The organism is Paraburkholderia gardini (assembly GCF_907164545.1).
GTDB classification, from domain to species: domain Bacteria; phylum Pseudomonadota; class Gammaproteobacteria; order Burkholderiales; family Burkholderiaceae; genus Paraburkholderia; species Paraburkholderia gardini.
Map to the genome: position 1 here is coordinate 22,400 of NZ_CAJQZB010000034.1, position 25,886 is coordinate 48,285.

A 25,886-nucleotide genomic window follows, 5' to 3' on the forward strand; every position below is an offset into this window, starting at 1 on the left:
ACGGGTTCCCCAAGGTTTATGATTGGTCCATTACGACGCATTACACAAGGGACCGCTGATTGGGATTTCGTAAGTGGAATGTACGAATTGAGGGGTGTTGGGCCCTTATTTTTCGCTTTCCCGGGCGGTACAAAACGTGAACAATGAGTTTGAAGGCCTTTTTCGCGGTTCGCGCGATGCAGGTTAGGTGCGCACGCAACGTTTCTGGCAACGCGGCGCTTTTTATCGCCACACGACCGGCGCTTCATTCAAGCCGGCAAAGAGAACGGGGAAACATCATGCAAGTCGGTTCTATCGTCCGCACCGTGCATATCGCCGTGCCCCAGGGCGCACGCGGCATCGTCATGCGCATTCTTGGCGACATGGCCATGGTGGCGTGGTACGCCGGTGAACCCGGTACGTCGATCCAGCTGAACACCGAACCCTTCTTCCTTGAAGACCTGATCGACACGGGCGAGCAGGTTCGCCCCGCCAGCGCGCAGATGCACTGAACGCGGTGCCGCGCGCAGCGCATCGACGCAGCGCGCAGTCGGGATAACGTTGTGTCCGGGGCGCGGAAAGCGTTGGCGCCCCGCGCGCCTGCTGCCTGCATCGGGGGCTTGATGCACACGCCGTTACATCCAGTGATGCGCTGGCATGCCCCTGCGTGACGCGTCACGCGTGTCACGTGTGTCGCTCGTCATCGCGGACGGCGCGGCGCACAATGCGGGCATGAACGACGACACTCCCGATCTCCAGGACGGCGCTTCCAGCACTGTCCCTTTCGCCCGGCTGACGCCGGAATGCGTGCTCGATGCCATCGACAGCGTCCTGATTCCCGCCGGCCAGCGCACCGATGGCCGCATGCTCGCGCTCAACAGCTACGAAAACCGCGTCTTCCAGGTGGGTGTGGAAGACGGGCCGCCCGTTGTCGCGAAGTTCTACCGTCCCGGGCGCTGGACGGACGAAGCCATTCTCGAAGAGCACGCGTTCGTCGCGGAACTGGCCGCGCGCGAGATTCCCGCGGTGCCGGCGCGCGTCGATAACGGCCATTCGCTGCATACGTTCGACGGCTTCCGTCTCGCGATTTTCGAGCGCCGCGGCGGACGCGCGCCCGATCTCGATCGCGACGGCACGCTCGAATGGCTCGGACGTTTTATCGGGCGTATTCACGCGATGGGCCAGCTCGAGCCGTACAGGTCGCGCCCGGCGCTCGATATCCAGAGCTTCGGCTACGAGCCGCGCGATTTCCTGCTGGAGCATCGCTTTGTCCCCGATGACGTTCGGACAGCCTGGGAAACGGTGGCCAATCTGGCGCTGGAAGGCGTCGAGCGCGCGTTCGAGCGCGCCGGCGATATCCGCTCGCTGCGCGTTCATGGCGACTGTCATCCGGGCAACGTGCTATGGACCGAAGCTGGCCCGCATTTCGTCGACTTCGACGACAGCCGGATGGCGCCCGCCATCCAGGATCTGTGGCTGCTGCTGCCGGGTGAGCGCGCGGCAGCGTCGCGCGCATTGACGGACCTGCTGGCCGGATATGAAGACTTCTGCGAATTCGAGCCGCGCGAGCTGTATCTCGTCGAAGCGTTGCGCACGCTGCGGCTGATTCACTATTCGGCGTGGCTCGCGCGGCGTTGGGACGACCCCGCGTTTCCCGCGGCGTTTCCGTGGTTCAACACGCAGCGCTACTGGGAAGACCGCATTCTCGAACTGCGCGAGCAGATCGGCGCGATGCAGGAAGGGCCGCTCTGGCCGGTTTGATTTTCGGCGCCCGGTGGTCGCTCACGGTGAGCTGGTCGCGACGCGCGCGCCATCGAGCGTCGATTTCACGATGACCTGCGCGCGCACATCGCGTCCGAGAGTTTCCATCGCCGGGCGCATCTGCGCGAATTCATCCGGCGAGCAGACGTCGCTGTCGAAATGCGTGCTGCCGTCGCGGGTGACGTCGATGACGTGCGTCGCCGGATCGAACGTGTACTGCGAGCGGAAATCGAGGAAACGGTCCTGCGTCTGCGCCGGCTCGGGCATGTCGAGCACGCGGAAGTTCGCCGGCAGCGTGATTTGCGTGTGCTCGTGCAGTTCGATATTGCGGCACACGAACGGCTGCGTGCGCTGGCGTTCGCCGAGCCAGTAGCGCGTGTCCGATTCGAAGCCGCCAGCGAGGCTCGTGAGCGTCGGAATCGATGCCGCCGTGCCGGGCACGACGAGATTCTCCAGCGTGCCGCGCATCGTGAGCACGAGCGGGCCGCCGGTCGCGGCGAGGTTGCTGGTGGTGAGCGTCGCCGCGCCGCGCAGGTTCGCATTGCGCAATTCGCCCTGAAGCGATTCCTCGCGCTGCGCGGGCGTTTGCAGGCGTAGCATCGTGCGACCCTGTTCAGCCGCCCAGCCCGTCGCTTCCAGCCTGTAGACGAACGTCGCCGAGCCGTCCGGCATCACGACGATCGACAGATCCGTGCGGCGTGCCATCGTCGCTGTCGAAGGTGTCCGTGCGAGCACGCCTTCGTTCACGAGCAGCGCCGGGCGGTTCATGTCCGTCGACGGCAGAAAACCGAACTCGACGTTCGTCGCCGTGGAATCGGCGTAGAGCTGCAGGTCGGGCAGCCACGAAATCACGTGATTGATGACGCCGTAGCCTGGCACCGTCGGCAGCGAATAGATGGTGCCGCTATTGATGAGCGCCGGCTCGTTGCGGATGCCGACGGCGTCGAGCAGCGCGCCGTAGAGCGCGACGTGATCCTTGCAGTCGCCGTAGCGGTACGCGAGGATTTCGCTCGCGCGATGCGGAATCACCGCGCCGCGCCCGACGTTGATCGCGACGTAGCGCACGTTGCGGCGCATCCAGTCGTAGAGCGTCCTGGCTTTCGCGCGCGGGGTGGTGTCGTGTGCGGTGAGCGTGCGGGCCAGCGTGACGACAGCGGGATCGGCCGCGCTCGCATCGACCGACGAAGCGCGGTACGTCGCCGCGAACGCCGCGTAATCGGGAAACGTCGACACCATCAACCTGTCGCCGTACGACACGTACGCCACCGAGCCATATTCGAGCCGCCCGAAATGCGCCTTGTCATAGCGGAATTCGTAGCGCGTGCGTCCATGCGCGGTGACCGGCGCGATCGTCGTGAAGCCGCGCGCGTCGGCATATAACGGCTTGCCGGCGGGCAGATCGTAGATGAGCCTGAAATTGTGCGTCGGTGCGAGATCGGGCGGCGTGAAGTCGCTGAAATGGCCCGGCACGATCGGCACCTTCTGCGTTTTCCGGTACGTCAGATGGACGCGCGCGCCCGGTTCGACCGCCGGAAAGACGATCACCTTTTCCTGGATGTCCTGAAACATCGGGGCATCGAACGAACGCGCTTCCTGCACGTCGCGTATCTGCTCCGGCCCGACGTCGTGCCGTACGCCGTCCGCGCCCGTCGTCCAGGCTTCTACGATGTCGACGTCCGCCATGTTGCGGTTGAACCAGATGTACTGCTGCGCAACCCGCGCGACGCCGGCTTCGTTGTTCACGAGTAGCGTCATCGAATCGAGTTTGGTATAGGAGCCGTCCGCGTTGACGGTGAACGTCTGCGTTTCGCCTTCGTTCGTGTACGGCTCGACCGGCTGGGCCGAGGGCGTGGCGTATACGGCACGGGCGGCCGTCGACCAGACGAGCGTCAGGATGCAGGCAAGCTGAAGGAAGCGCATGGTGTGTTCAGGCATCCAGACGACCAGCGACAACGGTTAGGGACAGGTTCGTGTACTTAAAGGTCTGGCGAAGCCAAAGTCAAGCGGTCACCCCGCATAGCGCGAGCGAACGTCTTCGGTGGGCGTCGCGGCGTGGGTCGCCGGTCTGTCATGCGCCGTAACGGCTGGACACCCCACGCCGGATTGAGAAAAAATCCGGTCTGTGTAATGATAGCCATTCTCATTTGAAAGGTTCCGCCAGCCACTGTCACATTTCTCCTCTGTGATGGCCAGCCAGCCACGCCTTTTGCCGGATGCGGCCGCTGTTCCAGTCTTGCCCATCTGATGCAATCCACCCTGTTTCACGCCAGCGGCGCGCCCGGCAGGGCCATCGTCGCGCGCTGTCGTGTGCTTTTGCCTTTGCGCCTGGAGCCTGATGTGAACGCGCCTGAATCGATCGAAGTACAACCCGTCGCGCCGGCCGGCACGACGCGCTACAGGCAGCACGCTGTCGAGCCGGACCATCATCTGATGGACGATGCGCAGCAGGCCGCGCGCCGGCAGCGTTCGCGCCGCGCGACGTTTATCAAGTGGCTGCGCAAGGTGCATGGCTGGGTCGGCCTGTGGGGCGCAGCCATCGGGTTGCTGTTCGGCGTATCCGGCTTCTTGCTGAACCATCGGGCGGGACCGCTGAAGGTATCGTCCGGCAAGCCGCAGGTCGAACAGCTGCAACTCGCGCTTCCCGAAGGCAGCCGGTTCAGGACGCCGATGGACATGGCGCACTGGCTCAAGGGCGAACTGAAGATCGACGGCAAGCCGGGCAAGCCGCGTCGCGAGCCGGCGCACCGGGTGGCGTGGGGCGACCATAGCGTCGTGCAGCCCGAGTACTGGCAGGTCGGCGTCTTCGGCACAAAAGAAAGCGTGCAGGCGGAATACTGGGTGGGCAACGACTACGTGTCAGTCAGGCGGGCGCAGAACACGTTCCTCGGCGAGCTGAACAACCTGCATCGCGGTGTCGGGATGAGCATCGGCTGGGTGCTGTTTATCGACACCTTCGCGGGCGGCATCCTGCTGCTGTCGCTGACGGGCGTGCTGCTGTGGACGGAGTTGAACCGCCGGCGCACGGTCGGCGTCGTGCTGGTACTCGGATCGATCGCGGCCGCCGTGCTCACCGGCATGTTCTAAGGCGCTTTCGCGCGATGGTCACACGCTGCAGGCCGCGTCGCCGCCCGCGGCGACTTCCCGCGCGGCCTTCGCGCCTTCCACCTGAAGCAGCGTGGGCAGCGAGACTCCGTTCTTCGCCGCCGTCACTTCGGCGAGAATCGACACGGCGATCTCCGGCGGCGTACGGCTGCCGATATAGATGCCAACCGGCCCGTGCAATCGCGCGAGTTCGGTTTCGTTCAGATCGAACTCCTTCAACCGCTCGCGCCGCGCCGCGTTGTTGCGCCGCGAGCCGAGCGCGCCGACATAGAACGCGGGCGTTTTCAGCGCCTCCATCAGCGCGAGGTCGTCGAGCTTTGGATCGTGCGTGAGCGCGATCACGGCGCAGCGCTCGTCGAGCTTCATGTCGAGGACCGTATCGTCCGGCATCGTGCGGACGATCTTCGTGCCCGGAATATCCCACTCGTCGGTGTACTCCTCGCGTGGATCGCACACCGTGACCTGATAGTCGAGCCCGACCGCGATTTGACAGAGATAGCGCGACAGCTGTCCCGCGCCGATCACGAGCATGCGGTAGCGCGGGCCGTGAATCGTCAAAAGACGCTGCTCGTCGAAATCGACGCCGTCGGTGGCCTGCGCCGGTGTGAGGCGCGCGGTGCCGGTCGCCATGTCGACCGTGCGCGCCACGAGCGCGCCGCGCTCCACCGAATCGCACAGTTCGGCGATACCGCTTTCCTTCGTCAGCGGTTCGAGCACGAGCTGGATCGTGCCGCCGCACGGCAGGCCGAAACGGTGGGCTTCCTCCGCGGTGATCCCATATTTGACGGCTTCAGGCCGTGTCTGCTCGATGCCGCACCGGCGCACCCGATCGATCAGATCGTCTTCGATACAACCGCCCGACACCGAGCCGACAACGAGACCGTCGTCACGCACGACGAGCATCGCGCCCTCGGGACGCGGCGACGAGCCCCACGTTTTCACCACTGTCACCAGCAACGCGCGATGCCCCTGTTCGAGCCAGCGGGCGCTGGATTTCAGAACTTCGAGATCCACGCTGTCCATGATTTCTTCCCTTTTCCTGCGTCTTCACCGGCGGCCTCGTCTGGGGATTCCGGTTCCTCACCGAAATCCGGCGGACCTGCTTCGGACGCGCCGGCATCGCCAGCATCGCCCTCGCCTGTTACCTGCGCGCTGAAGCGTTTGAAGAACTCGCCTGCGATCTTGCGGGCCGCGCCGTCGACGAGCCGCGAGCCGATCTGCGCGAGCTTGCCGCCCACCTGGGCGGTGGCGGTGTAGGACAGTTTCGTCGACGTTTCGCCGTCCGCTTCGAGGGTGACGTGGGCGTTGCCCTTGCCGAAGCCGGCGGCGCCGCCCTGTCCCTCGAAGACGATCGTATAGGTGTTCGGCGCATCGATGTCGGTGAGCAGCATGCGGCCCTTGAAGCGCGCTTTCACCGGTCCGACCGATGCGCTCATCGACAGCGCGTAGGCGTTCTCGCCGTCGGGCTCGATGCTGTCGCAGCCGGGGATCGACGCGCGCAGGATCGCGGTGTCGTTCAGCGCTTCCCACGCGCGTTGCTGCGGGACCGGCAGCGTATAACTTTCGGTCAGTTCCATGCGGATGCTCCTGCTGTTATCGTGCCTGCACCGGTGGCGCGAGGCGCGCGCGTGAGTTGCGCGAGGTCGCGGCCAAACGCGGCGAGGCTCTCCAGATTATGAACCGGCCGGTGCGCGTCCACATGCGGCAGCATGGCCTGCACGCCGCGCGCCCTCGGCGCGAACGCGCTGTAGCGCAGCAACGGGTTCAGCCAGACAATGCGATGCGCGAAGCGGTGCAGCCTGGCCATTTCGGTCTCGAGCACGTCGATCGCTTCGTGATCGAGGCCGTCGGTCACGAGCAGCACGGTGGCTCTGCCGGTCAGCACGCGCCGTGCCCAGCGCCGGTTGAATTCGGCGAGCGCCGCGCCGATCCGCGTGCCGCCGGACCAGTCCACCACCTGCTCCGCGATCGTCGCAATCGCGACATCCGGGTCGCGTTCGCGCAGCGCGCGCGTCGCGTTCGTGAGGCGGGTGCCGAACAGGAACACCTGCAGCCGTTCGCGCGATTGCAGGAGCGCATGGCAGAAATACAGCACGGCGCGCGAATAGCTGCTCATCGAGCCGGAGATGTCGAGCAGCAGCACGAGCGGCGGCTTGCGTTCCACGACCGCGCGGTATTTCCACACGGTCCAGTCGCCGCCCGCGCGTACCGCATGGCGTGCGCTGGCGCGCAGGTCCGCATGCGTGCCGCGCGACGAAGCCTTGAGCCGGCGCGTCGGTTCCGTCGCGAGCGGCAGGCGCTGGCCGCGTATCAGATGGCGCAGCGTGCGCCATTCGTCGGCGGTGAGCGTATCGAAGTCGCGGTGACGCAGGCGCTCTTCGGCGCTGAAGGTCACATGCGCGTGCAGTTCGTGCTGTTCGGTTTCCTGCGGCCGGTGGCCGGGCTTCGACGGCGGCGGCCGTACCGCGAGCGCATCCGCGAGGCGGTTGTTGCGGCGCGGTGGCGGCAGGCCGCCGCGCACTTTCGGCAGCAGCAGCGCGCGCAGCTTGCCTTCCCAGTCCGGGTCGCGCCAGAAGAGGTCGAAGGCGGCGTTAAAGAGATCGCGCTCGTCGGGGGCGGAAACGAGCAGCGCCGCGAGCGCCGCGCGCACATCGTCGCGGCGTTCGAGATCGACCCAGTGCAGTGCCGCGAGCGCGTCGACGGCCTGGGCCGGCGACATCGGCAGGCCCGCGCCGCGCAGCACGCGCACGAAATGCACGACGTTGCGCGCCAGCGTGGGGGTGTCCGGCGCGCTTTCGGCGAGCGGGCTGAGCGCAGCAGCGGCGAGGTCGTATGCGGACCTGCCGGTGACATCGGGAGCATCTGACGGGCGCGGGTTGGGCATCGCCGCTACTCCGGCACCGCGAGACATTGCGCGATCTGCTGCGCGTCGATACGCGCGAGGTCGTCCTGGTACTTGAGCAGCACACCAAGCGTGTTCTGTACGGATTGCGGATCCAGCTCCGTCACGCTTAGCGCGGAAAGTGCGCGGCACCAGTCGATCGTTTCGGCGATGCCCGGCGCCTTGAACAGGTCCATGCCGCGCAGCCGGTGCACGAAATTGACCGCGCGCCGCTGCAGTTCCGCCGACGTTTCCGGCGCACGCGCGGCCACGATCGCCAGTTCGCGGTCCCGGTCGGGATAGCCGATCCACTGGTACAGGCAGCGGCGCTTTAACGCGTCATGTACTTCGCGCGTGCGGTTCGAGGTCATCACGACGAGCGGCGGTTGCGCCGCGCACACCGTGCCGTATTCAGGAATCGACACCTGGAAATCGGAGAGCAGTTCGAGCAGAAACGCTTCGAACGGTTCGTCGGCGCGGTCGATCTCGTCGATGAGCAGCACGCGGCGCGCGCCCGGGTGATGTTCGTCGGGCATCAGCGCCTGCAGGAGCGGGCGCTTGAGCAGGAATTCGCTGCGATAGAGCGTGTCGTTGCCGGGCCGCTCGCCGGCGGCTTCGGCGAGACGCAGCGCCATGATCTGGCGCGGGTAATCCCATTCGTACAGCGCGCTGGCCGTATCGAGCCCTTCGTAGCACTGCAGGCGCAGCATCGTCGTGCCTAGCATGCCCGCGGCGGCCTTCGCGAGTTCGGTCTTGCCGACGCCCGGCTCGCCTTCGACGAAAAGCGGCCGCTCCATGCGCAGCGCAAGATAGAGCGCCGTCGCAAGCTCGCGACTCGCGAAATAGCCCTGAGCGGTGAGCTTTTCCAGGGTGGCGTCGATTGAATCGGGCTGCGTGGTTGTCATCGGTGAACTCGAGGCGCGACGATATTGCAAAACGGCGGATCGGGCGGCGAGGCGGCGGGCAACGGGCAACGGGCGGCGGTTGACGTACAGCGCCCGGCGGCGGATCCATGTTAACGCCGGACCCGTGCCGCCCGCTGGCAACCGCTGCTTCCGGTCATTCGCCAGTTACCAGCCGCTTGCCGCGTAAAGGACTTCAGCCGCTGCTGCTGTCCCCGCCGATCGCCCGCGCGGCCAGCACCGGGATCAGATGCGCGCGATAGTCGGCGCTCGCGTGCATGTCGGTGTTGAGGTTGCTGGCGTCGATCGTGACCGCGCGCGCCGCTTCCTGCGTGAAATTCGCGCTGAGCGCCTGCTCCAGCGCCGTCGCGCGAAACACCGACGAAGCCGCGCCCGTTACCGCCACGCGCACGCCACCCGTGCCACCCGCGCCACCCACGCCTTTCGCGACGAACACGCCCACCAGCGCAAAGTGCGAAGCCGGGTTGTGAAACTTCTCGTAGGCGCTGCTTTCGGGTACCGGGAACTCGACGGCGGTGATCAGCTCGTCCGGTTCCAGCGCGGTCTCGTACATGCCGACGAAGAAATCGTCGGCGGTGATGCGCTGCCTGTCGGTGACGACGGTCGCGTTCAGGCCGAGCACCGCGGCCGGATAGCACGCCGCCGGATCGTTGTTCGCGAGCGAGCCGCCGATCGTGCCGAGCGCGCGCACCTGGCGGTCGCCGATGTGCGCGGCGAGCCCGGCGAGGCCGGGCAGCACGCGCTGGATGTCGGCGTTGCCCGCGACGTCCGCGTGACAGACGGCGGCGCCGATCGTCACCGTTTTCGCGTCGACCTTGATCTCCTTCAACGCGGCGATGCGCGTGACGTCGATCAGTTGCGAAGGCTGGGCAAGGCGCAGGCGCATCGTCGGCAGCAGGCTTTGTCCGCCCGCGAGGTATTTGGCGTCGCTGTCCGCGTTCAGGGCCGCGACGGCGGCTTTCGCATCGGATGCGCGTTGATAGTCGAATGCATACATGTCGGCTTCCTCCGTTCAGGTCGTCGGGTTTTGAGCGGCGCGGATCGCGGACCACACGCGATGCGGCGTCGCCGGCATTTGCAGGTCCGTCACGCCGAGCGGCGCGAGCGCATCCAGGATCGCGTTGATCACCGCCGGCGGCGAGCCGATCGCGCCTGCCTCGCCACAACCCTTCACGCCCAGCGGGTTGTGCGTGCACGGCGTGCCCTTCGACGTCTCGACGGTGAAGTCCGGCAGATCCGACGCGCGCGGCATCGCGTAATCCATGTACGAGCCGGAGAGCAGCTGGCCGCTCTCGTTGTCGTACACGCAGCGCTCGAGCATCGCCTGGCCGATGCCCTGGCCGATCCCGCCGTGCACCTGGCCTTCGACGATCATCGGATTGATCACGTTGCCGAAGTCGTCCACGGCCGTGAATTGCTGGATGCTGCATTCGCCGGTGTCCGGATCGACTTCGACTTCGCAGATGTACGCACCCGACGGATACGTGAAGTTCGTCGGATCGTAGAACGCGCTTTCGTCGAGGCCCGGTTCGAGCTTGTCGAGCGGGTAGTTGTGCGGCACGTACGCGGCGAGCGACACGTCGGCGAATGCCTTCGTGCGGTCGGTGCCGGCGACGCGGAACACGCCGTCCCTGAACTCGATGTCTTCTGCCGCGGCTTCGAGCAGATGCGCGGCGATCTTCTTCGCTTTCGCTTCGATCTTGTCGAGCGCCTTCATGATCGCCGAGCCGCCGACCGCGATCGAGCGCGAGCCGTACGTGCCCATGCCGAACGGAATGCGTCCGGTGTCGCCGTGCACGATCTCGACGTTTTCGAGCGGAATGCCGAGGCGGTCGGCGACCACCTGCGCGAACGTCGTTTCGTGACCCTGGCCGTGGCTGTGCGAGCCGGTGAAGACCGTGACCGACCCGGTTGGATGCACGCGGATTTCGCCGACTTCGAAGAGCCCTGCCCGCGCGCCGAGCGCGCCCGCGATGTTCGACGGCGCGAGGCCGCACGCTTCGATGTAGCACGAATAGCCGAGGCCTCGTCGCTTGCCGTTCTTCTCCGACTCCTGCCTGCGCGCGGCGAAGCCTTTCACGTCCGCGAGTTCGAGCGAGCGGGCGAGGATGGTTTCGTAGTCGCCGGTGTCGTAGGTGAGGCCGACCGGCGTCGCATACGGAAACTCGCGGATGAAGTTGCGCCGGCGGATTTCGGCCGGGTCGAGCTTCATCTCGCGCGCCGCGGTTTCGACGAGCCGTTCGACGACGTACGTCGCTTCGGGGCGTCCCGCGCCGCGATAGGCGTCGACCGGCACCGTGTTCGTGAAGACCGCTTTCACTTCGGCGTAGATCGCGGGTGTCGCGTACTGGCCGGCGAGGAGCGTCGCGTAGAGGATCGTCGGGATGCTCGAGGAGAACGTCGACAGATACGCCCCCATGTTCGCGATCGTGTGGACTCGCATCGCGAGGAATTTGCCGTCGGCGTCCATCGCGAGTTCGGCTTTCGTCACATGATCGCGGCCGTGGGCGTCGGAGATGAACGACTCCGAACGCTCGGCGGTCCATTTGACAGGGCGGCGGATTTTCTTCGACGCCCACGTGAGCGCGACGTCTTCTGCATAGAGGAAGATTTTCGAGCCGAAGCCGCCGCCCACGTCCGGCGCGATTACGCGCAGTTTCGACTCAGGCAGGCCGAGCACGAACGCGGCCATCAGCAGACGCTCCACGTGCGGATTCTGGTTCGCGACGTAGACCGTGTAGCTGTCGTCCTGCGGCGACCAGCTTGCGTTGACCGCGCGCGGTTCGATGGCGTTCGGGATCAGACGCTGGTTGACGATGTCGAGCGTCGTGACGTGAGCGGCTTTGGCGAAGGCGGCGTCGGTGGCGGCCTTGTCGCCGTGGCCCCACGTGTAGCAGGTGTTGTCCGGCACTTCGTCGTGAACCGCCGGCTGGCCGGGATCGGCCGCGTGCGCGGTATCGACGGCGGCGGACAGCACGTCGTAGTCGACCTCGATGAGTTCGGCGGCGTCTTTTGCGGCCTTGATCGAATCGGCGATCACGAGCGCGACCTGGTCGCCGACGTGGCGGGCCTTTGTGTGCGCGATGACCGGATGCGGCGGCTCGTTCATCGGCTTGCCGTCCACACTGTGGATGAGCCAGCCGCACGGCAGGCCGCCGACGTTTTCGGCGGCCATGTCGGCGCCGGTGAAGATCGCGACGACGCCTGGGGATGCTTTCGCCGCGGTCGTGTCGATGCTTTTGATGCGTGCGTGCGCGTGTGGCGAGCGCAGGAATATCGCGTACGTCTGCTGCGGCAGGACGATGTCATCGGTGTACTGGCCGTTGCCGGTCAGAAAACGATAGTCTTCCTTGCGTTTGACGGAGGCGCCGATCATGCGGGGGGTATCGGGTGCGTTCATCGTCGGCTCCTCAGGCGGTGACTGTGGCGGACGCGGCTGCATCTGCGCTGGCGTTGCTGCTGGCGGCTTTCATGCCGGCGGCGCCTTCGAGGACGGCCTTGACGATGTTGTGATAGCCCGTACAGCGGCACAGGTTGCCATCCAGCTGACGGCGCACATCGTCTGCACTGGCGTCGGGCTGGGTCTGGACGAGCGCGATGGCGCTCATCACCATGCCGGGCGTGCAGAAGCCGCACTGGAGGCCGTGGCAGTTACGGAAGGCTTCCTGCATCGGATGGAGCGAGCCGTTTGCGGCGAGGCCTTCGATGGTGGTGATGCTGGCGCCCTCTGCCTGAACCGCGAGCATGTTGCAGGATTTGATGGCGCGACCGTTGAGGTGGACCGTGCAGGCGCCGCACTGGGCGGTATCGCAGCCGATGTGTGTTCCGGTGAGGCGAAGCGGGTCGCGCAGAAACTGGACAAGCAGGCTGTGGGGTTCGACTTCGGCGGTTACCGGTGTGCCGTTTACCGTCAGGCTGATGCTGATTGCCATTGACTGTCTCCTTGGGGGATAGAGACCGGTACGAAGCTCACATTTCCATTCCACTTCCTGTTCCGACTGCCTGCTGTGAGGTTCGTGCGGGTTTGGTCTGGTTTTTATGCTTGCAGCGAAAAGTAGAACACAAATTGGAGGGAGGGGGTATTGGGGGTTTGCTTTTGCCCCTTTGGCGGGGCGGCATTTTCGCTTTTTCGTTTTCCGTTATTGCTTTGGCCTTTCCTTGAATTCATGTCGGTCTATTAGCGTTGCCCCTGTGCGGGGCGGCACCTACTTTTCTTTGCCTTGCCAAAGAAAAGTAGGCAAAAGAAAGGCGCTTCGAAAGGCCACCTTTTCCAGGCGCGTCATCGCTGGGGAATGGCAACCCACGAAGTGTCGCCCCCACACCTCAGCCGCCATTGGTCCCCGCGCGATTCCGTCCCGCGCGCGGTCAGTGCCCGTGACAAAGGGCGCATTCATCCGACTGCGCGCTACGCGCATCGCCGACCGGCATAACCCGTCCCGCGCATTCGCGCCGCGACGCACGTAGTGCGGAGTGGGATGAATGAGCCCTGTGTCACGGGCGGTGGCTGCGCGGGAGATCAGATCGTGCGCGGACCAGCACGAGGTGAAATGCGGGAGCGACATCTCATGGGGTGCCATTCCCGGCGGATGACGCACCAGGAAAAGGTGAGTTTTCGAAGCGCCTTTCTTTTGCCTACTTTTCTTTGGCAAGGCAAAGAAAAGTAGGTGCCGCCCCGCACAGGGGCAACGCTAATAGACCGACATGAATTCAAGGAAAGGCCAAAGCAAACACACAGCTTCGGTACGAAAAACCCCCTATGCCAGTTTCGACCGCTTCCTTGAATATCCAAAATAAATAACCATCCCAATACCGAGCCAGACAACAAACGCGACCCAGGTAACAGCCTGAAGATTAATCATCAGAAACAGACACGAAGCCACCGCCAGCACCGGCACAACCGGCACACCGGGGCACCTGAACGCCCTCGGCAACGCCGGATGCGTCCGGCGCAATACCAGCACTGCCACCGAAACCATCGAAAACGCCGCCAGCGTGCCAATATTGATCAGCTCAGCAAGCACATTCAACGGCACCAGCGCACCAATCAAACCAAAGAAAATCCCGACGATCCACGTCGTCAGAAACGGCGTCGCAAACTTCGGATGCACCTTCGACAGCGCCGCCGGCAACAACCCGTCCCGCGACATCGCGAAAATCACCCGCGTCTGCCCGTATCCCATCACCAGAATCACAGTCAGCATCCCCAGCACCGCGCCAAGGTCGATAAAACCCGCCACCCATTTCTGCCCGGCAACCTGCAACGCATACGAAACCGGATGCGAAATATTGGCGAACTGCGCCGACGGCACAATCCCCGTCACCACCGCCGCCACGGCTACATACAGCACCGCGCATACCCCCAGCGACGCAATGATCCCGATCGGCAGATCCCGCTTCGGATCGCGCACTTCCTCGGCCGCCGACGACACGGAATCGAACCCGATAAACGCAAAGAACATCACCGCCGCCGCGCCAAATACGCCGTTCCAGCCATTCGGCATGAACGGGTGCCAGTTCGCCGGCGTGACGTGAAATACCCCCACCGCGATCACCAGCAGCACGACGGTCACCTTGATCGCGACCATTACGTTGTTGATGCGCGTCGATTCACGGACGCCAATCGACAGCAACGTCGTGATGGCCATCATCACGAGAAACGCAGGCAGATTGAACAGCGTTGCGGCACCCGGCACGGCGCCCGGTGCCGCCGTCAACGCGACAGGCAGCGAGATGCCGAAGCCGGCCAGCAGCGATTGCAGATAACCCGACCAGCCAACTGAAACGGCGGACGTCGCGAGGCCGTATTCCAGCATCAGATCCCAGCCGATGATCCACGCGGCCAGTTCGCCAAGCGTCGCGTACGAATACGTGTAAATGGAGCCGGCAACAGGAATCGTCGAAGCGAACTCGGCGTACGCGAGCGCCGCGAAGCCGCAGGCAACGGCGGCGGCGAGAAAGGAAATCATCAGCGCCGGACCAGCCTGAACGGCACCCGTGCCGGTCAGCACGAATATCCCTGTGCCGATGATGGCGCCCACGCCAAGGAAAGTCAGATCCAGCGCGCCGAGCGCCTTCTTCAGCCCGGCGCTCTGCGCGCCGGCCAGCATGTGTTCAACGTCTTTCTTGCGAAAAAGGGACATTGGCGAATGTTCTCCTGAAAAGCACGCGACCCGCGCGCCGAATGTCGGGGAAAACCCGCGATTCTAGCGGACGCGCGCCCGGATTCGTCGCGGCGGCGGCAACTTGCGTAGTCATGCGTAAAAAGGGAAACCCGTGATATCGCCCTGAATTGGGCGCGCATTTTCGCGACAGGCGGTCGCGGCGCGATTTTCCGCTCGCTATCTCAAGCGGATCGGCAGGAAGCAACCTTAATGCGGCAATACGGTCATGGCCGTCGTACTTCGGGAGGTCTGGATTTAACCCGTCATCGCCGGGTTGAGGTCGACGAGCCGGTTGCTCATCACGTAGAACGTGAGTTCGGCGTTGTTGTTCAGCTTCATCTTTTCGAGCAGACGCGTGCGGTACACGCTGACTGTCTTCACCGAAAGCGACAGCGAGTTGGCGATGTCGGTCAGCCGCTTGCCGGACGCGAGCATGCACAGCGTCTGGTATTCGCGGTCGGAGAGCTTTTCGTGCGGCATCTGCTCGCCGTCGAACGAGACGTAATCCGCGAGCGCCTCGGCCATCGCGGGGCTCACGTATTTGCGGCCGGCGGCCACCTGCTGGATCGCGGCGATCATCTGCGCGGCGTCGACGGTCTTCGACAGATAGCCCGAAGCGCCCGCTTTCAGCGCCCGCACGGCGTATTGATCCTCGCGATACATCGAAAACATCATCACGGGCACGCGCGGCACCTTGCGCTTGATGCGCTTCAACACCTCGACGCCGTTCATGTCGGGCAGCGAAATGTCGAGCAGGACGATGTCGAACGCGTGCTTCGACACGGCGGCGAGCGCTTCGCCGCCCGTCTCCGCTTCGGCGACTTCGCTCGCGACGTCACGGTCGAGCAGCAGCTGGCGCACACCCTGGCGAACCACGGCATGGTCTTCGACGAGCAGGATGCGCAGGCTTTTCATCGGCGGCTTAGCAGGACGCCACGTGGCGCGCGATCGGAGCGCGATCCGGCGAGCAGCGCTTCCCACGCGAAACGGGCGCGTACGGTCGTGCCGCGCATATTGCCTTTGACCCGCGTGCCGTTTGTCTCTTGCGTGCGGCTCGTGCCGTTCATCCCGTTCATGCCGCGTGCGCACACGGCGTCGCCGCGCTCGCCCGCGTTGCGGCGCGCGCGCGGCCCGGTGCCCGCGACGATCCGCAGCGTGCCGTCGAATGCCGCACACCGTGCGCGCATGCCTGCGAGGCCGAAGCCGCCCTGGTCGCCGCCGCGTGGCACGGCGGCACGGGGGGACACGCCGATGCCGTCATCGGTGACGGTAAGCGTCAGATGGCGCCGCGAGCTTTCGAGCCTGACGTCCGCGCCGGACGCCCGGGCGTGCTTCGCGACGTTGTTGAGCGCTTCCTGCGCCGCGCGAAACACGGCGAGCGAAGCGGCGGCTGGGAGTTGCGTGAGCCGCACGTCGGCTGCGCAGACGAAGCTGGTGCGCAGGCCGGTGCGGGCGGCGAACTCGCTCACCCACTGCGACAGCGTGCCGACGATACCCGCCTCCATCTGCGGACCGTACAGGTCGGCGACGGTGCGGCGGGTGGCTTCGCACACGGCATCGAGCGAGCGCCTGACGGCGGCGAGCGCGGCGACGCATTGCGGCGGCGCATCGGCGGGCAGCCATGTGTCGACGTTCGCGAGCGCGAAGCGCGTGGCGGTGAGTTCGGCGCCGACACCATCATGCAGTTCGCGCGCGAGCTGGCCGCGCGCCCGTTCCTGCGCCGCTGTCAATTCGGCCGCCAGTTCCCGCACGCGTGACTGCAACTGCGCGAGCTGCGGGCTGGCGGATGTCGGGACTGCATCTGACGGGAGATAGTGCGAGGTGGAAGCAACATGAGCCGCGGCCGCAAGCGCATCGGCGGAGGAAGACAGGTCGAAAATGGCCGCACTGCCGGCTTCCCGCGCAGCGGTGGCCGGCGTATTCGCACTCATCGGAATCACTGTCGACGTATCCATGACCCTCCCATTCAGGAAGCAGCTTCAACGGTACCTGCGAGCGCCGGACGGCGACCGCAGACAAACGGCAGGCGAATGTCTGATAAATGCGCATTCCGGCACAGCCCCAACGACGGAAAATTACCACGTCTTTATGTAACGAAATTTACATTTCGTAACATCGACCCCGGTTCTTCGGCTGTTGTCGCCGGTGAGCGGTGCTGCGCCGCAATAATATCTCAAAATAGGGAGCGATGCAGGCCCAGTAAGGCATGATCATCGCTTGCAATGCCATGATCCCTTTCCGTCGCCTGTTATATTTGTAGGAATAATACTGACATGCGAGGTAAGTATTGCGTGCGAATATGTAACAGGAAACGAGGGGAAACGCGTATACGGCGAATGGTGAAAACCACGCTTTAAACGCGGCAAACAGCAGCATCGTCATCCGCTGCCGGATCGTCTTCGAATGGCATTCAACTGCCGTCAAATGCGCGGCCGTCCGGCTATCAGAAGCGCACAAAAACAAAACCGGAGCACACGGCTCCGGTTTCTGTTTGTAGCGAGGCAACGCGATGCGGCCGGACGGCCGCGACGGTGCGGTTCGGAAGGTTTAGCCGACGAACGCCTTTTCGATCACGTAGTGGCCCGGCTTGTTGTTGCTGCCTTCCTGGAAGCCCATGCTGTCGAGCAGTTCGCGCGTGTCGCGCAGCATATGCGGGCTGCCGCAGAGCATCACGCGGTCGTTTTCGAGCGAGAAGTGCGGCAGGTCGACGTCTTCGAACAGCTTCTTCGTTTCGATCAGCTCAGTGATGCGGCCACGATTGTGGAACGCTTCGCGCGTGACCGTCGGGTAATACACCAGCTTCTCCTGGATCAGCTCACCCAGATGCTCGTGCTCCGGCAGGTGATCGGTGATGTATTCCTTGTACGCGAGTTCGTCGACGAAACGGCAGGTGTGCGTCAGCACGACCTTCTCGTAACGGTCGTACACGTCCGGGTCCTTGATGATCGACATGAACGGCGCGAGACCCGTGCCCGTGGACAGCAGCCACAGTGTCTTGCCCGGCAGCAGGTTGTCGGCCATCAGCGTGCCCGTCGGCTTCTTGCCGATCAGGACCTGGTCGCCCACCTTCAGATGCTGCAGACGCGACGTCAGCGGGCCGTCCTGCACCTTGATGCTCAGGAATTCGAGGTTCTCTTCGTAGTTCGCGCTCGCCATGCTGTATGCACGGATCAGCGGCTTGCCTTCGACTTCGAGGCCCACCATCGTGAACTGGCCGTTTTCGAAGCGGAACGACGCATCGCGCGTGCAGGTGAAGCTGAAAAGCGTATCGGTCCAGTGGTGGACGCTCAGGACGGTTTGTGGATTCAGGTTGCTCATGGCTTCTGGAATAGTGCGAAAACAGGGCTGCCAGACGAACACGCCGGCCGGCACGGCAAGGGCGATGCAGCGCGAACCCGCTTGGGGAACGATGCGCAATCCGCTATTTTACCGCGCCTGCACCTTGAGGGTGGCGGCGCGGCAGTTGCGCGGGATCAGGCGGATATCGAACGCATGACCGGCACCCGATATGGCGGCGAAATAGAACGGCAATGCGACGAAGGTGAAGCCAGGTAGTGCGGAAGATGGGCAAATCACGCGCGGTGGCCGCCATCTGGTGTCTGGAGCCCACGCGGATGCGCACGCACGCGGACAACGACGTCGCCGATGATACCGAATCCGGCGATGCGTCGCAGTATAAACCCTGCTGGCGGAAGGTCAACGCGGCCTGAAAAGCGCCCCTTTTCGCCTGTTTAGCGCCGTTTTGCCGGTTCTTCCCGTCGCAATGCACGTTGCCCCGGGCGCCGGATGGTGGACGCCTTGATTGCACGCAGCGTGGGAACCTGCGCTGCGCCGGAATCAGCTTTCCGCCGCCAGCTTCGCGCCGAGGCCGACCAGCGCCGCGCCGCAGAAGCCGTCGATCGGCCGGCGCAGCCGGCGGTAGCCGCGCTGCGTGCGCTCCGTCGCGAACATCAGCGCGACGCTAACGTACCAGCCCGCCGAAAGTGTCGTGATCATCGCCAGCACCACGCCGTAGAACCACAGCGGCGCGTGCTGCGGAAACATCGTCGCGAAGACGCTGGTCCAGAACGCGCACGATTTCGGGTTCGTGAGGCAGGTGACGAGCCCGGTGCGCCACGCGCGAAAGTGCGCGGCGGCATCGGCGGCGGGCGGCGCCGTATCGACGACCACGGGCGCCTCGTCGCGCCGTGTGGCCGCGCGCAGCAGTTTGAAGCCGAACCAGATCAGATAGAGCGCGCCCGCGATCCGGATGCCGTTGTACAGCCAGTCGATTTTTTGCAGGACGGTGGCGAGACCGAGCATCGCGAGCGCGGCCCAGATCGTCGAGGCTGTGCCGACGCCGAGCGCCGAAGCGGCGCCGAGGCGCCGGCGGCCCGCCAGCGAAAGCTGCGTGATCATGAAGAAGTTCGGGCCGGGGGTGATCGCCGCGATCAGGTAGACGACGGCGATCTGCAGCAGGATCGGAAGATAGTGGACGTGCATGTCGGTTCGCAGGAAAAGCCCGGATGCCGGGCGTTCTGGCGCGCGAAAACAGCAACGCGCGGCACGGGAAACCGCGATTTTACTGCGATCCGCTGCCAAACCCACGCGTGAGCTGCACTCTTCAGCTTGCCGCCGCGCTGCTCGAACTGCCCGGGTTGCCCGTGTTGCCCGCGCTGTCTTTCGCGCCGCGCTGTTTCAGCACACGCGCCTGCATCACGATCACGAGCAGCAGGAACACGCCGCGAATCACCGACTGCCAGTACGCCGACAGGCTGATGAATCCCATGCCGTTTTCGAAGTTCAGCAGATTGAACACGAGTCCGAGCAGCAGCACGCCGGCGATCGTCATCGCAATCGAGCCTTCGCCGCCCGTGAGCAGCGTGCCGCCCAGCACGACCGCCGAGATCGCGAACAGCTCCCAGCCGACGCCTTCGTTCGGCTGTCCCGCGCCGAACTGCGCGGCGAGGATCACGCCGGCGAGGCCCGCCAGCAGCCCGCTCACCGCGTATGCGGCGATCAGCGTGCGGTCGACGTTCAGGCCCATCAGCCGCGCCGCTTCCTCGCTGCCGCCGATCGCGAGCGTGTGTCGCCCGAAGCGTGTGCTGCGCAGCGCGAGCCAGCCGATGACGGCGGCCGCGAGCGCCACGAGGCCCGGAATCGGCAGCCCGAACAGGTCGCCCTGGCCGAAGTTCGCGAAATTCGAATCGGACGAGATCGACACCGCATCGTTGCGCCCGAGCAGCAGCGCGACGCCGTGCGCGCCGAGGCTCGTCGCGAGCGTCGTGATGAACGGCAGGATATTGAGGCGCGTGATGACCACGCCGTTCAGCACGCCGACCGCGAGCCCGGCGAATGCGCCCGCCAGCACCGCGACCCAGCCGCCGTACGGGCTCGCCAGCGCCGCGACGACGCTTGAAAGCGCCGCGACCGTGCCGACTGACAGATCGATGCCACCCGTGATGATCACGAATGCCATGCCGACGGATATCAGCGCGAACATCGAGTTGTATCGCCAGAATGACGTGATGTTGTACGCCGACGCAAAGTGTTCGTAACGCACGACGCCGAGCACGAGCAGCAGCACCAGCGCCAGCAAAACCGGGAGATTCTTTTTCATCGCTATGAAATCCTGTGTGGCTGTCAGCGCGCGCGGCGCTGCACGTACACCGCGGCAATGATGATGCCGGCCTTCACCACGAGCGCGGCGGCGTCCGGGATGCCATGCGCGAGCAGCGTGTAGCGCAGCAGCTGGATGATCAACGCGCCGATCAGCGTGCCGCCGATATACGCCTTGCCGCCCATCAACGACGTACCGCCCACCGCGACCGCCGCGATCGCATCGAGTTCGATGCCAAGTCCGACCACGTTCGCATCCGACGATGAATTCACCGAAATCGAGATGAGCCCGGCGAGCCCGGAGAGCGCCGCGCAGACGGTGTACGCGATCAGTTTCACGCGGGCCGTCGGCACGCCGCAGAGGTACGCCGCTTTCTCGTTGCCGCCGGTGACGAGCAGGTACTGGCCGAACAGCGTCTTGCGCACGATCCATACGAACAGGCACACCAGCGCGAACATCAGCAGCACCTGGAACGGTATGCCGCCCACCTTGCCGAGCGCGATCCACTGGAACGCGGGATTGTTGAACGCCTGCAGGCTGCCGTCGGTGACGACCTGCGCGATGCCACGCCCGGCGATGAACAGCACGAGCGTCGCGACAATCGGCTGCACCGACAATCGCGTGACCAGCAGGCCGTTGAATACGCCGCACGCGGCAGCGGCGAGCACCGGCAGCGTGAACGCGAGCGCGATGCCCAGCGGACCGTCGATGTTCATGAAGAGCATCGGCGCGAGCGCCCCGGAAATCGCCATCGAGGCGCCCACGGAAAGATCGATGCCGCCTGTCGCGACTACCAGCGTCATGCCGATGCCGACAATCACGATCGTCACGACCTGCGTCAGGTTGACGTTGAACGTCTGCAGCGACCAGAAGTGCGGCGTGAAGATCAGGTTGAAGAGCAGCATCGCGAGCAGCACGACGATCTCGCGCTGGATCGGAATGCGGCGGCGCGCCTTCGTTTTCGTGTCCGATGCGGGCACTGACGCCGCGGGTTCGTTACGCAACGACTCATGCGCCATGACGTGGGCCCTCCACTGCGTCTTCCACGTGCGCCGCGCCGACGGCTTCCGACAGTTGCGACGTGCCGTCGCTGCCGTACGCAATCGCGTCCATGATCGATGCCTCATTCATTTCGCCGCCATTCAGTTCGGCGACCGTGCGGCCGTCGCGAATCACGACGGCGCGGTCCGCCACGGCGGTCAGTTCTTCCAGTTCCGATGCCGACATCAAGACCGCGAGCCCGGCGTCGCGCAGCTCGCGCACGATCTTCGCGACGTCGGCTTTCGCGCCGACGTCGATGCCGCGCGTCGGTTCGTCGAGCAGCAGCACGCGGGGTTGCGTCGCGAGCCAGCGCGCGAGCAGCACTTTCTGCTGGTTGCCGCCCGAGAGTTCGCGGATCGGCTGGTCGGGCGAGCGCAGCTTGATGCCGAGCGACGCGATGAACTGGTCCACGATCTCCTGCTGCTTTTTCACATCGACGATGCCGTGTTTCGACAGCGTGCGCAGGCAGACCAGCGTGAGGTTGTCGCGCACCGACAGTTCGGGGACGATGCCTTCGAGCTTGCGGTCCTCGGTGAGATACGCGAGGCCGCGCGCGATGGCGTCCTGCGGCGACTTGAGCGCGACTGTCTTGCCGTCGATTTCGAGCACGCCGCGCGTCGCCGGATCGGCGCCGAACAGCAGGCGCATCGTTTCCGTGCGGCCCGAGCCGAGCAGGCCCGCGAGGCCGACCGCTTCGCCCGCGTGGACGTCGAGCGAGACGTCGTTCACTTTCGGATGCGCGGCGAGATTTTTCGCCGAGAGGGTTTGCGCGCCGCGCCGCGCGAGGTTCGCTTCGCGCGCGGCGGTGTCGTCCTGCACGACGGCGGCGAGCGTGCGGCCGAGCATCGTCGTGACGAGCTGCAGCTTGCCCATGTCGGCCATCGCGCTTTGCGCGACCGTCTGACCGTCGCGCATCACGGTGACGCGATCGCACAGCGCATACAGTTCGTCCAGCCGGTGCGACACGAAGATCACCGCACGGCCGTCGTCGCGCAGCTTGCGCACGACGTTAAAGAGCAGTTCCACCTCGCGTTCGTCGAGCGACGAAGTCGACTCGTCCATGATGACCATCTTCGCGTCGGTCGACACGGCGCGCGCGAGCGCGACCATCTGCTGGATCGCCGTCGAATGGCTGCCAACAGGCTTCTTCACGTCGATCTGCAAGCCGAACGATTCGAGCAGCGCGGCGGCGCGTTGCTGCACCGCCCGCCAGTCGATGAGACCAAAGCGACGCGGCTCGCGACCGAGGAAGATGTTCTCCGCGACCGAGCGGAACGGCACGAGGTTGATCTCCTGATAGATCGTGCTGATGCCCGCTTCACGTGCTTCCTTCGGCGTGCGGAAATCGATCTCGCGCCCTTCGAAGCGCACGGTCCCGCCCGAGCGGCGATACGCGCCGGTGAGGATCTTGATCATCGTCGACTTGCCGGCGCCGTTCTGGCCGATCAATGCATGCACCTCGCCGGCGGCCACGCTCAGTTGCGCGCTGCGCAACGCGGGCACGCCGCCGAAGCTGATCTGGATGTCCTGCATCTCCAGCAGGGGCGGCTGCCCAGGCTGTGGCCCGGTGGCCTGGAATCCGGTACCGGTATGCGTCACGTGTGTCTCCTGATGCGTGTTCCCGTTCCCCGTGGCGTATGCCCGGGAACCGGTGTGCGCAGGTGCATGAATGCGTGGAGGATCGTCCGGTGCGCGCGTGCCGGCAGGGCGGCGCGCGGCGATCCTTCTTTCATCGACCGGCATCGATCGGGATGCGGCGGGCGGCGACCGGACTGGCGTACCGCGCCAGTATTGCGCGAGTCGCGGGCCGGCGCAAAAAGAGCGTTGCGGCGAGTGCCGCACAGGCCGGTTCCGTGCGCCAGCCGGCGTCCGCCAGCCGCCGTGTGCAAGCGCTGACAAAGCGAAGCGACGTTCCGCGCTGGCGCGGACACGTCGCCTCGAACCCTCCCGCTAGCCGGACGCCGCGGCATCCGGTTGCAGGTCCAGCCCGGAACGGCCCGTCTCCGGTTCACCTGCCCTTCGTTTCCTGATCCGGCTTGCGAGGCGAATACGCCTAGTAGCCGTACTGCATGCTTTCCTTGATGTTGCTCTTGTCGTAGAAGCGGTCGGACACCTTCACCCACGTCGGGATCTTTTCTCCCTTCGCATAGCGTTGCGCGACATCGCAGGCGAGCGGGCCGAAGAACGGGCTCGACTGCACGCTTGCGCCGAGTTCGCCGGCTGCGATGGCGTCCATGCCGCCCTTGGTGCCGTCGATCGTCACGATCTGGATGTCCTTGCCCGGCTGCTTGCCGGCGGCCTTGATCGCGGCGATCGCGCCGAGCGCCATTTCGTCGTTGTGCGCGTAGACGGCGGTCACATCCGGATGCGCCTGCAACAGCGTTTCCATGACCTGACGACCCTTGTCACGCGCGAAGTCGCCGCTTTGCGAAGCGATGATCGTCATGCCCGGATTCTTCGCGATGATTTCGTCGAAGCCCTTCTTGCGGTCGTTCGCAGCGGAGGCGCCCGTCGTGCCTTCGAGTTCGATGATCTTCGCCTTGCCGCCCGTCGCCTTGACGAGCCAGTCAGCGGCGCGGTGGCCCTGATCGATGAAGTCCGAGCCGATGAACGTGATGTAGTCGCGGCCCGCCTTCGCCACCGACTGGTCGACGTCACGGTCGACGAGGATCACCGGAATGCCAGCCTTTTTTGCCTGCAGCACGACTGGTGCGAGCGGCTTTTCCTCGCGCGGCGGGAATACCAGCAGATCGACGTGCTGCGCGATCATGTTCTGGATGTCCGAAACCTGTTTGGAGTTCGAGCTGTTGGCGTCCGTCAGGACGAGCTGCCAGCCGCATTTTGCTGCCACGTCCTTGAAACTCTTCGTTTCCGCGAGACGCCACGGGTTGTTGCTTTCGGTCTGCGCGAAGCCGACCTTCAGCGGTGTCTTGTGCGGCAGTTTGGGCAGGGCGTCGTCGGCGTGCGCCGTCGAGATGCCGAAGCCGATTGCCAGTGCCAGAACCGATCCGACGAGCGGACGTACCCGCTGCGGACGCTTTTGCTTGAGCGACGCCATGTCTTCCTCCAGTGCTTTGGTTTAATTGCTTTTTGCTTTGCGATGCACCGGTCTCAGCGACGCGTTTGTCACATCGTCCGGGTACGTCGATTATTCCATCGCAAATTATTATTGGTCAATCACTAATAATATTAATTACAGGCGATATTTCTTCAGTAATTACCCTAACAGAGGCGCGCTCCACGAGCGGTCCGTCGAGCTTTACCATGCGATGCCGGACGGGCGCGCCGGCGGCGCGGTTGTGCTCGTCCTGCAGCAGCGTTTCGACGGCCCAGCGACCGAGTTCATAGTTCGGCAGCACGACGGTCGAAAGCGGGGGATGGGTGTGGCGCGCGATTTCCTGATCGTCGTAGCCGAGCACGGAAACGTCTTCCGGCACGCGATGCCCGAGCTGCTTTAACGCCTCGATGGCGCCGAGCGCCATCAGGTCGTTCGCGCAAAAAATCGCGGTGGGCGGATTGGGTTCGCGCATTAGCGAAAGCGTCTGTTCGAAGCCGGTGCCCGAACTCCAGTCGCCGTCGCGGACCATCTCCTGCGCGAACGGCAGGTCGGCCGTGGCGAGCGCGGTGCGATAGCCCTTGAGGCGATCCTTCGCGGCGTCCTGCCAGTGTTCGCCGTTGATATAACCGATGCGCCGGTGTCCCGCGCGCAGCAGATATTCGGTCGCGACATGGCCGCCCGCGACCTCCGCCGGCACCACCGAGGAGAAGCCGCCTTCGCTCGTGTAGCAGTTGAGCAGAACGGTCGGAACCTGCGACAGCGCGGCCGGCGGGCTGACCTTGCGCGTGTACACCGTCGCATAGATGACGCCGAATACGTTCGGGCTGGCAAGTGCGGCTTCGAGCACCTGCTGCTCGATGTCGGCGTTGCCGTGTGTGGAGTAGACCGCGAGCATCTTGCCGTGTGCATACGCGGCATCGCGCGCGCCGTCGATGTTGACGACCGGATGCGGGCTCGTCGAGATTTCGTCGGCGATGTAGACGATCAGGCTGCGCTCGTCCTTCGACGGTTGAACGGCATCGCGCGTCGACAGACGGTAGCCGAGGTCGGCCGCGGCCTTCAGCACCTTGTTGCGCGTGGCTTCGGAAAATTTGGCGCCGGTGGCGTTGTTGAGAACGAGTGAGACAGTCGATTGCGACACGCCAGTGAGCTTGGCGATGTCGGTCATCGTCGGACGTCTTTGAGTCGATTTTTTCATTGAGCAAACCGCGGGTGACAGCGGCAAAAACAGGTGACGCCGAAGGCGTCGGCGGTCTGACGGTACCACTAATAATATGCGTCGGGCAACGCGCGCTAACCCGTGCGCGCCGGTTCCATGAAGGTCTTCCGGCTGGCTCGTTAGTGCATGAATTATTACTAATAATATTGACGAAAGGCGCTG

The 25,886-nt window shown here is 64.8% G+C and carries 21 protein-coding genes; 3 read left to right on the top strand and 18 right to left on the bottom strand.

Annotated features, from left to right (window positions below; translation table 11 throughout):
- Window positions 1–278: 278 nt before the first annotated feature.
- Both LPA37_RS21165 and LPA37_RS21170 read left to right on the top strand, forming a co-directional pair.
- Entirely contained in the window at window positions 279–491 is a 213-nt protein-coding gene (locus LPA37_RS21165; RefSeq protein WP_228980129.1) for a hypothetical protein, read from the top strand.
- A 220-nt stretch (window positions 492–711) separates the two neighbouring features.
- The gene (locus LPA37_RS21170) at window positions 712–1,740 is read left to right on the top strand and encodes a serine/threonine protein kinase (protein ID WP_228980239.1); all 1,029 of its coding nucleotides are present in this window, start codon (window positions 712–714) and stop codon (window positions 1,738–1,740) included.
- Window positions 1,741–1,761: 21 nt separating this feature from the next.
- On the opposite strand, the gene LPA37_RS21175 is transcribed toward LPA37_RS21170, so the two are convergent.
- Window positions 1,762–3,675: a DUF3857 domain-containing transglutaminase family protein gene (locus LPA37_RS21175; protein WP_229013652.1), complete on the bottom strand. Its 1,914-nt coding sequence runs from the start codon at window positions 3,673–3,675 to the stop codon at window positions 1,762–1,764.
- A 402-nt stretch (window positions 3,676–4,077) separates the two neighbouring features.
- Between LPA37_RS21175 and LPA37_RS21180 the strand changes: the two genes are divergently transcribed.
- Entirely contained in the window at window positions 4,078–4,824 is a 747-nt protein-coding gene (locus LPA37_RS21180) for a PepSY-associated TM helix domain-containing protein (protein WP_229013653.1), read from the top strand.
- A gap of 18 nt (window positions 4,825–4,842) precedes the next feature.
- On the opposite strand, the gene LPA37_RS21185 is transcribed toward LPA37_RS21180, so the two are convergent.
- The 17 genes from LPA37_RS21185 to LPA37_RS21265 all read right to left on the bottom strand — a co-directional run bounded on the left by LPA37_RS21185 (window position 4,843) and on the right by LPA37_RS21265 (window position 25,673).
- Window positions 4,843–5,865 (bottom strand): XdhC family protein, encoded by a 1,023-nt coding sequence (locus tag LPA37_RS21185; protein WP_229013654.1) that lies wholly within the window; start codon window positions 5,863–5,865, stop codon window positions 4,843–4,845.
- Entirely contained in the window at window positions 5,838–6,419 is a 582-nt protein-coding gene (locus tag LPA37_RS21190; protein WP_229013655.1) for a CoxG family protein, read from the bottom strand. The genes LPA37_RS21185 and LPA37_RS21190 overlap by 28 nt, the downstream gene beginning before the upstream one ends.
- A complete protein-coding gene (locus tag LPA37_RS21195; protein WP_228980138.1) occupies window positions 6,410–7,726 on the bottom strand; it encodes a vWA domain-containing protein in 1,317 nt (438 codons plus the stop codon). The genes LPA37_RS21190 and LPA37_RS21195 overlap by 10 nt, the downstream gene beginning before the upstream one ends.
- A 5-nt stretch (window positions 7,727–7,731) precedes the next feature.
- Complete coding sequence (locus tag LPA37_RS21200; RefSeq protein ID WP_228980140.1) at window positions 7,732–8,628, bottom strand: AAA family ATPase; 897 nt, start codon at window positions 8,626–8,628, stop codon at window positions 7,732–7,734.
- A gap of 193 nt (window positions 8,629–8,821) precedes the next feature.
- Window positions 8,822–9,643, bottom strand: coding sequence for an FAD binding domain-containing protein (locus LPA37_RS21205; RefSeq protein WP_229013656.1), 822 nt, complete (start codon window positions 9,641–9,643; stop codon window positions 8,822–8,824).
- 15 nt (window positions 9,644–9,658) lie between these two features.
- On the bottom strand, window positions 9,659–12,046 hold the full coding sequence (locus LPA37_RS21210; RefSeq protein ID WP_228980147.1) for a xanthine dehydrogenase family protein molybdopterin-binding subunit: 2,388 nt from the start codon (window positions 12,044–12,046) through the stop codon (window positions 9,659–9,661).
- A gap of 10 nt (window positions 12,047–12,056) precedes the next feature.
- Window positions 12,057–12,578: a (2Fe-2S)-binding protein gene (locus LPA37_RS21215; RefSeq protein WP_229013657.1), complete on the bottom strand. Its 522-nt coding sequence runs from the start codon at window positions 12,576–12,578 to the stop codon at window positions 12,057–12,059.
- 822 nt (window positions 12,579–13,400) lie between these two features.
- A complete protein-coding gene (locus LPA37_RS21220; protein WP_228980151.1) occupies window positions 13,401–14,786 on the bottom strand; it encodes an amino acid permease in 1,386 nt (461 codons plus the stop codon).
- 276 nt (window positions 14,787–15,062) lie between these two features.
- Window positions 15,063–15,722, bottom strand: a complete 660-nt coding sequence (gene rqpR / locus LPA37_RS21225; RefSeq protein ID WP_228980153.1) for a response regulator transcription factor RqpR — start codon at window positions 15,720–15,722, stop codon at window positions 15,063–15,065.
- On the bottom strand, window positions 15,719–16,762 hold the full coding sequence (locus LPA37_RS21230; protein ID WP_229013658.1) for a sensor histidine kinase: 1,044 nt from the start codon (window positions 16,760–16,762) through the stop codon (window positions 15,719–15,721). Before LPA37_RS21230 ends, rqpR begins: the two co-directional genes overlap by 4 nt.
- A gap of 592 nt (window positions 16,763–17,354) precedes the next feature.
- On the bottom strand, window positions 17,355–18,125 hold the full coding sequence (locus LPA37_RS21235; protein WP_228980158.1) for a ferredoxin--NADP reductase: 771 nt from the start codon (window positions 18,123–18,125) through the stop codon (window positions 17,355–17,357).
- Window positions 18,126–18,644: 519 nt separating this feature from the next.
- Complete coding sequence (locus tag LPA37_RS21240; RefSeq protein WP_228980163.1) at window positions 18,645–19,289, bottom strand: LysE family translocator; 645 nt, start codon at window positions 19,287–19,289, stop codon at window positions 18,645–18,647.
- A 121-nt stretch (window positions 19,290–19,410) separates the two neighbouring features.
- A complete protein-coding gene (locus LPA37_RS21245; RefSeq protein WP_229013659.1) occupies window positions 19,411–20,406 on the bottom strand; it encodes an ABC transporter permease in 996 nt (331 codons plus the stop codon).
- A 23-nt stretch (window positions 20,407–20,429) separates the two neighbouring features.
- Entirely contained in the window at window positions 20,430–21,425 is a 996-nt protein-coding gene (locus LPA37_RS21250; RefSeq protein ID WP_229013660.1) for an ABC transporter permease, read from the bottom strand.
- Window positions 21,415–22,980 carry a sugar ABC transporter ATP-binding protein gene (locus tag LPA37_RS21255; RefSeq protein ID WP_229013668.1) on the bottom strand — a complete coding sequence of 522 codons (1,566 nt, stop codon included), beginning with the start codon at window positions 22,978–22,980 and terminating at the stop codon, window positions 21,415–21,417. Before LPA37_RS21255 ends, LPA37_RS21250 begins: the two co-directional genes overlap by 11 nt.
- A 520-nt stretch (window positions 22,981–23,500) precedes the next feature.
- Window positions 23,501–24,505, bottom strand: a complete 1,005-nt coding sequence (locus tag LPA37_RS21260) for an ABC transporter substrate-binding protein (protein WP_228980169.1) — start codon at window positions 24,503–24,505, stop codon at window positions 23,501–23,503.
- Between the two features lie 115 nt (window positions 24,506–24,620).
- Complete coding sequence (locus LPA37_RS21265) at window positions 24,621–25,673, bottom strand: LacI family DNA-binding transcriptional regulator (protein WP_229013661.1); 1,053 nt, start codon at window positions 25,671–25,673, stop codon at window positions 24,621–24,623.
- Window positions 25,674–25,886 lie beyond the last annotated feature (213 nt).

Coding starts and splice junctions, on each gene's coding strand:
- LPA37_RS21165 (WP_228980129.1), top strand. CDS start 279: ATGCAAGTCGGTTCTATCGTCCGCACCGTGCATATCGCCGTGCCCCAG.
- LPA37_RS21170 (WP_228980239.1), top strand. CDS start 712: ATGAACGACGACACTCCCGATCTCCAGGACGGCGCTTCCAGCACTGTC.
- LPA37_RS21175 (WP_229013652.1), bottom strand. CDS start 3,675: ATGCCTGAACACACCATGCGCTTCCTTCAGCTTGCCTGCATCCTGACG.
- LPA37_RS21185 (WP_229013654.1), bottom strand. CDS start 5,865: ATGGACAGCGTGGATCTCGAAGTTCTGAAATCCAGCGCCCGCTGGCTC.
- LPA37_RS21190 (WP_229013655.1), bottom strand. CDS start 6,419: ATGGAACTGACCGAAAGTTATACGCTGCCGGTCCCGCAGCAACGCGCG.
- LPA37_RS21195 (WP_228980138.1), bottom strand. CDS start 7,726: ATGCCCAACCCGCGCCCGTCAGATGCTCCCGATGTCACCGGCAGGTCC.
- LPA37_RS21200 (WP_228980140.1), bottom strand. CDS start 8,628: ATGACAACCACGCAGCCCGATTCAATCGACGCCACCCTGGAAAAGCTC.
- LPA37_RS21205 (WP_229013656.1), bottom strand. CDS start 9,643: ATGTATGCATTCGACTATCAACGCGCATCCGATGCGAAAGCCGCCGTC.
- LPA37_RS21210 (WP_228980147.1), bottom strand. CDS start 12,046: ATGAACGCACCCGATACCCCCCGCATGATCGGCGCCTCCGTCAAACGC.
- LPA37_RS21215 (WP_229013657.1), bottom strand. CDS start 12,578: ATGGCAATCAGCATCAGCCTGACGGTAAACGGCACACCGGTAACCGCC.
- LPA37_RS21220 (WP_228980151.1), bottom strand. CDS start 14,786: ATGTCCCTTTTTCGCAAGAAAGACGTTGAACACATGCTGGCCGGCGCG.
- rqpR (WP_228980153.1), bottom strand. CDS start 15,722: ATGAAAAGCCTGCGCATCCTGCTCGTCGAAGACCATGCCGTGGTTCGC.
- LPA37_RS21230 (WP_229013658.1), bottom strand. CDS start 16,762: ATGGATACGTCGACAGTGATTCCGATGAGTGCGAATACGCCGGCCACC.
- LPA37_RS21235 (WP_228980158.1), bottom strand. CDS start 18,125: ATGAGCAACCTGAATCCACAAACCGTCCTGAGCGTCCACCACTGGACC.
- LPA37_RS21240 (WP_228980163.1), bottom strand. CDS start 19,289: ATGCACGTCCACTATCTTCCGATCCTGCTGCAGATCGCCGTCGTCTAC.
- LPA37_RS21245 (WP_229013659.1), bottom strand. CDS start 20,406: ATGAAAAAGAATCTCCCGGTTTTGCTGGCGCTGGTGCTGCTGCTCGTG.
- LPA37_RS21250 (WP_229013660.1), bottom strand. CDS start 21,425: ATGGCGCATGAGTCGTTGCGTAACGAACCCGCGGCGTCAGTGCCCGCA.
- LPA37_RS21255 (WP_229013668.1), bottom strand. CDS start 22,980: ATGCAGGACATCCAGATCAGCTTCGGCGGCGTGCCCGCGTTGCGCAGC.
- LPA37_RS21260 (WP_228980169.1), bottom strand. CDS start 24,505: ATGGCGTCGCTCAAGCAAAAGCGTCCGCAGCGGGTACGTCCGCTCGTC.
- LPA37_RS21265 (WP_229013661.1), bottom strand. CDS start 25,673: ATGACCGACATCGCCAAGCTCACTGGCGTGTCGCAATCGACTGTCTCA.